Origin of the sequence: Microbispora sp. ATCC PTA-5024, assembly GCF_000511135.2 — a bacterium.
GTDB classification, from domain to species: Bacteria; Actinomycetota; Actinomycetes; order Streptosporangiales; family Streptosporangiaceae; genus Microbispora; species Microbispora corallina.
In genome coordinates, this window is the sequence record NZ_KI866522.1 from 146,067 (window position 1) to 153,781 (window position 7,715).

Genomic DNA, 7,715 nt, shown 5'->3' on the forward strand with positions numbered 1-7,715 from the left:
AGTCACGCAGCGCCGCCCGCAGCCGCAGCATGTGCCGGGTCCGTTCCCATAACAGCGTCTGATGCGCCCGGGTGACGACCTTGACCGCCTCGGCCACATCGGAGTCCACCGCGACCTGTGTCAGCTGGTGGCCACGGGTACGGGCCATGTCCGCCAGCGCGTGAGCATCGCCCTTGTCGCTCTTGGCCGCGGAGTTGCCCAGGACCTCCCGGTGACGGGCCGCCTGCTTGGGGTTCACCCCGAACACCTGGTACCCGCCGGCGACCAGCGCCCGCACCCACGGGCCCCGATCGGTCTCGATGCATACCCGCACCTGCGACGGCTCGGCGTCCTCGGGCAGGAACGAGGCCACGATCTCATGGAACCGGCTCATTCCCGCCATCCCCTCCGGCAGGCGGACCCGCTTGAGCACCTGACCGCGCTCATCGTGAACCTCGACGTCATGGTGGTCTTCGGCCCAGTCGTCGCCGACGAACAGCACCCGTTCCTCCCCTCGTCCGGCACCCCTTCTTCCGCAGCCCGCAGGAGCCGGTCGGCGGCCTAATGGACCAGTGCTCACGCTCGCCAGCGGGCACGACATCCCATCAGCGATCAAGGCTCCTGACCACCGGTGAGGGCACGATCTGACCCCAGGACTCAAACGGCCCAGGCGAGGGAAGTGCTCACTCACCGGCGGCTACCAGAGACCGAGTCTGCCTGATCAGACCGACCCGGTAGCTCCCATTAGGCGAGGCGGTGGCGGCCGGAGCGGCCGGGCATGCGGAGGCCGCCCTCGAACGGGATCGACTCCTGCTGCTCGGCCCTGGCCCGGCGCGCGGACACCACGCGGGTGGCGAGCACGGCCGACAGCAGCAGCGCGGCCGTCAGCGCCGTCCCCACCCCGTCGTACGACTTGTGCGGCCGGACCGGCCCGCCGCGCAGGTCACCGATCAGGTCGGGGATGCGCTGGCCCGGCCACAGCAGGGGGATCAGCCCGTCCCGGTCCGGGTGCACACGGGCGACGTCCCCGTCGGCGGAGACGCCTCCGGCGGGGACGTAGCTCGGCCGCAGCGGGTGGTACGGCTCGCGCGGCAGCACGCCCGCGGAGGGCCGGGGACGTTCCGGGGCCACCGAGCCGGGCTTCCCGCCCTCGGCGCCGGGGGCGCAGCCGCCTCCGACCAGGGGCAGGCAGCTGTCCCTGATGGTCTTCGTCAGCCCGTCCGTGAGCCGGGCGGTGGGGCCGGCGCTCGGCGTGCCCGCGCCGGTGACGCCCTTGACCGTCTCCACCGTGTGGTCCACCGCGCCGCCGACGCTGCCGGCGCCGTCGTTCACCGCGGTGCCCGTGTGCTGGACGGCCCCGTCGACGGTCTGGCCCACCGCGCCCACGGCTCCGGTCGCGGCCTTGCCGACGTCGTCGACCGTCGTGTTCACCGTGTCGTCCACGGCGTGGCCCACGTCGTCGACGGCCGACCCGGCGGCTCCCGTCGTGGTGCTCACGGCGTCGTCCACGGCCTTGGTCACGGGCTGCGTCGCGCCGCCGGTCGCCTTGTCGGCGGCGTCCGTCACGCCGTCGACGACGCCGCCGACGCCGTCGACGACCGAGCACAGCCCGCTGGTGACACCCGAGACGAGCCCGCCGCCGTTCGTGCAGTCGAGCGCGTGCGCCGGAGCGGCGAACGCCAGGGGGAGTCCTCCGCCGAGGGCGATCGCGAGAGCCCCTGCGGAGATCGCGGAGGCGTTGCGAGCGATCCCCATGTGTCCCCTTCCACCATGATCTGATCCATCCCCCGCCGTCTCTGCCACTGTTCGCCACCGCGCGGGGTTATGCAGTAGAAAGTTGCGATTCGGTATCGATGTGTGATACGTGAAGGCGATTCTCGTTCGCCTCGGCGCGTACGGAGGGACCTCAGGGGTCGGAGACGTCGTCCAGGGCCTCCCGGATCTCCCACGGAAGGGTGAGCTTCTCGGCCTGGAGCACGCCGAGGAGCTGGGCGTGGGTCCGCGCGCCGACGATGGCCGACGACACGCCCGGGCGGTCGCGCACCCAGGACAGCGCGACGGCGAGCGGCGACACGCCGAGCCCCTCGGCCGCGGTGGTGACCGACTCGACGATCCTGCGGCACCGGTCGTCGAGATAGGGCTGGACGAACTCGGCGAAGTGCGGCGTGGCGGCGCGGGAGTCGGCCGGGATCCCGGTGCGGTACTTGCCCGTCAGCACGCCGCGGCCGAGCGGCGACCACGCGAGCACGCCGGAGCCGACGTGCGCCGCGGCCGGGAGCAGCTCCTCCTCGGCCTCGCGGGCCAGCAGGGAGTACTCCACCTGGGCCGCCACGACGGGGGCGCGGGACTCGCCCGCCCGCTGCCACACGGCGGCGGCCGCGAGCTGCCAGCCCGTGTAGTTGCACACGCCCGCGTAGGCCGTGCGGCCGGTGGACACGGCGAAGTCCACGGCGGCGAGGGTCTCCTCCAGGGGGACCGACGGGTCGAACGCGTGGAGCTGCCACAGGTCCACCTCGTCCAGACCGAGACGGGCCAGCGAGGCGTCGAGCGCGCGGATGAGATGGCGGCGGGAGGCGTCCCGGGCGCCGCCGGACGTGAGGACGGCCTTGGTCGCGATCACCAGTTCGGAACGCGGCACCACGTCGCGGATCAGCCTGCCGATCAGGCGCTCCGCGTCGCCGCCGCCGTACACGTCGGCCGTGTCGATCAGCGTGCCCCCGGCCTCCGCGAAGGCCGTGAGCTGGGCCGTCGCCTCCTCGGCCGAGGTGTCGCGGGCCCAGGTCATCGTGCCGAGCCCGATCCTGGACACCGAGAGACCGCTGCGCCCGACAAATCGCTGGTCCATTGTGCGGTAAGACTAGCCGATAGGCTGTCCGCACCATGGACGTACTTCAGGCCGTCGTGCTCGGCGTCGTACAGGGGCTGACCGAGTTCCTGCCCATCTCGAGCTCCGCCCACCTGCTGATCGTGCCGAAGCTGCTCGGATGGTCCGATCCCGGCGCCGCGTTCACGGCGGTGATCCAGCTCGGCACCATGCTGGCGGTCGTCATCTACTTCTGGCGCGACATCGTCCGCATCGTGTGGACCTGGCTGCGCAGCCTCTGGACGCCGGAGTTGCGCGACGACCTCGACGCGCGCATGGGCTGGTACATCATGCTCGGCACCATCCCGATCAGCGTCGCGGGCCTGCTGTTCAAGGATGCGATCGAGGGCCCGGCGCGCAACCTGTGGCTCAACGCGAGCATGCTCGTCGTCTTCGGCCTGCTGCTGCTCGCGGCCGACCAGATGGGCAGGAAGAAGAAGGAGGTCGCCGACCTCGACATGCGCGACGGCCTCATCATCGGCGCCTGGCAGATGCTGCCGCTGATCCCGGGGGCGTCGCGGTCGGGGTCGACGATGACCGGCGCCCTGTTCCTCGGGTACACGCGCGAGGCGGCCGCCCGCTACTCGTTCCTGCTGTCGATCCCCGCCGTGGTGCTGTCCGGCCTGTTCGAGCTGCGGCACGTCGGTGACGGCGGCGGGGTGCCGGTGGCGCCCACGCTCATCGCGACCGTGGTCTCGTTCGCGGTCGGGTACGCCTCGATCGCCTGGCTGCTGCGCTACGTCGCACGGCACTCGACGATCGTGTTCGTCGTCTACCGCGTCTTCGCGGGAACGTTCCTGCTCACCCTGCTGGCCCTGGGCGTGATCTCCTCATGACGACCGTTCTTCTCGTACGGCACGGCCTCACCTCGATGACCGGGCCCGTCCTCGCGGGCTGGACGCCCGGGGTCCACCTCGACGAGCGGGGCCGGGAGCAGGCCCGCGCCACCGCGGAGCGGCTCGCGCCGCTGGAGCTCGACGCCATCGTCTCGAGCCCGCTCGAACGGTGCCGGGAGACGGCGGAGGCCATCGCCCAGGGCCGGGCCGTCTCGGTGCAGACCGACGACAGGTTCGGCGAGTGCGGCTACGGCGACTGGACCGGCAGGCCGCTGAAGGAGCTGGCGAAGGAGCCGCTCTGGCGGGTCGTCCAGGCGCATCCCAGCGCGGCGGTGTTCCCCGGCGGCGAGGCCTTGGCCGACGTGCAGAGCCGTGCCGTGCGGGCCGTACGGGACTGGAACGAGCGCCTCGGCGAGAAGGCCACCTATCTCGTCTGCAGCCACGGGGACGTGATCAAGGCCATCGTGGCCGACGCGCTGGGGCTGCACCTGGACCAGTTCCAGCGGATCACGGCGGATCCCGCGTCCGTTACGGTGATCCGCTACACCCCCCTGCGTCCCTTCCTGCTCAGATCCAACGACATCGGGGGCGATGTGACCAATCTGGTTCCCCCACCCGAGGTTCCGGAAGGCGAAGGCGGGGGAGAAAACTCCACCGGGAGCGATGCCGCCGTCGGCGGCGGAGCCGGGACCACATAAGGTCGGGCTATGCCGGTCTTCGACTACGATCCGCCTGACAGGTTCGTGGCCGGTGCCGTTGGGCAACCGGGCGCGCGAACCTTCTTCCTGCAAGCCCGCGGTCAGGGCAGGATCACGACCGTGGCGCTGGAGAAGTTCCAGGTGGCCGTCCTCGCGGACCGCCTGGACGAGCTTCTCGACGAGGTGCTGCGCCGCAGCGGCGGCCGCGCCCCCGTCCCGGCCATGGCGCCGGCCGAGCTGGCCGACCAGGGCCCCCTCGACCTGCCGCTCGACGAGGACTTCCGCGTGGGCACGATGGCCCTCGCCTGGGATCCGGACACCTCGCAGGTGATCATCGAGGCCCAGGAGGCCGGCGAGTCCGACGACGACGAGGAGGACGAGGACGACCTGCTCGCCGACGACCGGCCGGAGCCGGCCGTGCTGAGGGTCAGGATCAGCGCCGCCGCCGCCCGCGCGTTCAGCCGCCGGGCCCTGGAGGTCGTCGCCGCGGGCCGTCCGCCGTGCCCGCTGTGCGGCCGGCCCCTCGACCCCGAGGGTCACATCTGCGTCCGTCTCAACGGTCACCACCCGGGAGGTCTGACGGCGTGACGCGGCGAACGAGCGGGACCGGCGTGACGGCTGCCGGGCAGGGGACGCAATGACGGCCGAGGGCGAGGCGGGCATCAGCGACATAGAGGGGCCGGGGCTCGACGACGCCGCGGCCATGAGGCTGCTCCGGGAGGGCACGATCGAGGTGGCCGGACGCCTGGTCGAGGCCACCAACATGACGCTCTACTGCTCGATCGGGAACGGCGAGCACGTGGCGGCGTGCGTCTACAAGCCCGTGCGGGGCGAGCGCCCCCTGTGGGACTTCCCCGACGGCACGCTCGCGGCCCGGGAGGTCGCGGCCTACGAGGTGGCGGCGGCGACGGGCTGGCGGATCGTGCCCCCGACGGTCTACCGCGACGGCCCCTTCGGCCCGGGCATGGTCCAGCTGTGGATCGATGCCGACCCGGAGACCGACCTGATGGCCCTCATGCGCAGCCGCAACCCCGCCCTGCGCCGCATGGCCGTCTTCGACGCCGTCGTGAACAACGCCGACCGCAAGGGCGGGCACCTGCTGCCGCTGCCCGACGGGCACGTCTACGGCGTCGACCACGGCGTGTGCTTCTCCGTCGACGACAAGTTACGGACCGTGCTGTGGCAGTGGCGGGGCAAGTCCCTGCCGCGCGAGGCCGTCAACGTCCTGACCCGGCTGGAGCAGGAGATGGAGCGGGGCCGGCTCGGACGGCGCCTGCGCGAGCTTCTCACCCACGACGAGGTCGAGGCCACCTGGGAGCGGATCAAGCGGCTCCTGGCGACCGGCGTCCACCCCCACCCCTCCGAGGACTGGCCCGCCATCCCCTGGCCGCCTATCTAGAGATCGTTTCGATTACGTGACACTTGCGTGAACCGTACGAATTGTGCACTCTGCAGAGGTCTCTACCGATATGGAGGGAACGCGCGTTGTGTACGGTCATCGTGAGCGTGGAGCCCGACGCCGGGACTCCGGTGCTCCTCGCGGGGGTGCGTGACGAGTTCGTCACCCGGCCGTGGATGTCGCCCGACCGCCACTGGCCCGGCCATCCCGGCCTCGTCGGCGGGCGCGACCTGGAGGCCGGCGGCACCTGGCTGGCCGCCGACCCCGCCGCCCGCAGGGTGGCCGCGCTCCTCAACGGCCACGGCGCCGCCGCTCCGTCCGAGATCCGCCGCTCGCGCGGCTCCCTGCCGCTGCTGGCCGCGGCCGACGGCGTGCTGCCGCCGCTCGACCTGCGCGCGTACGACCCGTTCCACCTGGTGGTGGCCGGGTTGGACGGGGTGCGGGTGTGGAGCTGGGACGGCGGGCGGGTCGTGGAGGAGAAGCTGCCCCGGGGCGTGCACATGCTGGTCAACAGCGGGTGGGAGCGCGGCGACGACAACCCGCGGGTGGCGTGGTTCCGGCCCCGGTTCGCCGCGGCCGAGCGCCCGGACTGGCGCGACGGCGGCTCCCCCCGGCGCTTCTGGGGCGAGTGGCTGGACCTGGCCTCCGGCGGCGGCCTGGCGGTGGACGACCCCCGCGCGCTGGTCTTCAGCAGGCGCCTCGAGGACGGCCGCGTCTTCGCCAGCCTCTCCGTCACCCTCGTCGCCCTCTCCCCGGACGGGCTGCGCTACGACTTCTGCCCCCGCCCGGACGACCCGGGGACCTGGCACCGCGTGCCGCCGACCGCCTGATTCGAGCTCGCGGGCCCGCGGATAGGCTTCACACCATGCGATCGTGGTCTGCTCCGAACGTCCCCAGGCTGCCCGGTCCGGGCCTTCCGCTGCGCCTGTACGACACAGCCGCCCGAGAGGTCCGCGAGACCGCCCCCACCGGGGAGGCGCGGATGTACGTCTGCGGGATCACGCCGTACGACGCCACCCACCTCGGGCACGCCAACACCTACCTCGCCTTCGACCTGGCGTACCGGGTGTGGCGGGACGCCGGGCACGAGGTCCACTACACGCAGAACGCCACGGACGTGGACGACCCCCTCCTGGAGCGCGCGCAGGCCACCGGCACGCCGTGGCAGGACCTCGCCGAGCGCGAGATCGACCTGTTCCGCTCGGACATGGAGGCGCTGCGCATCCTGCCGCCCAGGGAGTACGTCGGCGTGACCGAGGTGGTCGACCAGATCGCCGAGCTGATCGGCCGGCTCACCGAGCGGGGCGCCACCTACGTCCTCGACGGCGACGTCTACTTCTCGGTGTCCGCCGCCCCCAAGTTCGGGGCCGTGTCGGGGTACTCCGAGGAGACCATGATCGAGCTGTTCGCCGAGCGCGGCGGCGACCCGGCCCGGCCCGGCAAGCGCCATCCGCTCGACTGGCTGCTGTGGCGCGCCGAGCGGCCGGGTGAGCCCTCCTGGCCGTCGCCGTTCGGCCCGGGACGCCCGGGATGGCACGTCGAGTGCACGGCGATCGCCCTGCGCAACCTCGGCACCGGCTTCGACGTCTCCGGCGGCGGCTCCGACCTGATCTTCCCCCACCACGAGATGGGCGCCTGCGAGGGTCACGTCGCGACCGGGGAGTGGCCGTTCGCGCGGGCGTACGTGCACGCCGGCATGGTCGGCCTCGACGGCGCCAAGATGTCGAAGTCGAAGGGCAACCTCGTCTTCGTGTCGCGGCTGCGGGAGACGGCCGACCCCATGGCCGTACGGCTCGCGCTGCTGGCCCATCACTACCGCGACGACTGGGAGTGGACGCCGGACCAGCTCACCGAGGCCGAGGCGCGGCTGGCGCGCTGGCGGGCGGCGGTGGCGCGGCCGGCAGGCCCGGACGCGGCGCCCGTGCTGGCCGGGGTCAGGG

General features: G+C 72.7%; 9 protein-coding genes. 6 read left to right on the plus strand and 3 right to left on the minus strand.

Going from position 1 to position 7,715, the window contains the following annotated elements:
* From MPTA5024_RS00655 to MPTA5024_RS00665, 3 genes are all read right to left on the minus strand, one after another.
* Positions 1–481 (minus strand): IS110 family transposase (locus MPTA5024_RS00655; protein WP_036318613.1); only part of this gene is annotated, 481 nt, incomplete at its 3' end.
* 242 nt (positions 482–723) lie between these two features.
* Positions 724–1,734 (minus strand): hypothetical protein, encoded by a 1,011-nt coding sequence (locus MPTA5024_RS00660; RefSeq protein ID WP_036318616.1) that lies wholly within the window; start codon positions 1,732–1,734, stop codon positions 724–726.
* A 151-nt stretch (positions 1,735–1,885) separates the two neighbouring features.
* Positions 1,886–2,824: an aldo/keto reductase gene (locus tag MPTA5024_RS00665; protein WP_036318619.1), complete on the minus strand. Its 939-nt coding sequence runs from the start codon at positions 2,822–2,824 to the stop codon at positions 1,886–1,888.
* 35 nt (positions 2,825–2,859) lie between these two features.
* Between MPTA5024_RS00665 and MPTA5024_RS00670 the strand changes: the two genes are divergently transcribed.
* The 6 genes from MPTA5024_RS00670 to mshC all read left to right on the plus strand — a co-directional run.
* Positions 2,860–3,678: an undecaprenyl-diphosphate phosphatase gene (locus MPTA5024_RS00670; RefSeq protein WP_036318621.1), complete on the plus strand. Its 819-nt coding sequence runs from the start codon at positions 2,860–2,862 to the stop codon at positions 3,676–3,678.
* Positions 3,675–4,376 carry a histidine phosphatase family protein gene (locus MPTA5024_RS00675; RefSeq protein ID WP_036318623.1) on the plus strand — a complete coding sequence of 234 codons (702 nt, stop codon included), beginning with the start codon at positions 3,675–3,677 and terminating at the stop codon, positions 4,374–4,376. Before MPTA5024_RS00670 ends, MPTA5024_RS00675 begins: the two co-directional genes overlap by 4 nt.
* 9 nt (positions 4,377–4,385) lie before the next feature.
* On the plus strand, positions 4,386–4,964 hold the full coding sequence (locus tag MPTA5024_RS00680; protein WP_036318626.1) for a DUF3090 domain-containing protein: 579 nt from the start codon (positions 4,386–4,388) through the stop codon (positions 4,962–4,964).
* Between the two features lie 49 nt (positions 4,965–5,013).
* Positions 5,014–5,775 carry an SCO1664 family protein gene (locus MPTA5024_RS00685; RefSeq protein WP_036318628.1) on the plus strand — a complete coding sequence of 254 codons (762 nt, stop codon included), beginning with the start codon at positions 5,014–5,016 and terminating at the stop codon, positions 5,773–5,775.
* 101 nt (positions 5,776–5,876) lie between these two features.
* Positions 5,877–6,605 carry an NRDE family protein gene (locus MPTA5024_RS00690; RefSeq protein WP_232326092.1) on the plus strand — a complete coding sequence of 243 codons (729 nt, stop codon included), beginning with the start codon at positions 5,877–5,879 and terminating at the stop codon, positions 6,603–6,605.
* Between the two features lie 35 nt (positions 6,606–6,640).
* Positions 6,641–7,715, plus strand: a 1,075-nt coding sequence (gene mshC, locus MPTA5024_RS00695) for a cysteine--1-D-myo-inosityl 2-amino-2-deoxy-alpha-D-glucopyranoside ligase (RefSeq protein ID WP_232326093.1), incomplete at its 3' end; no start/stop codon positions are given.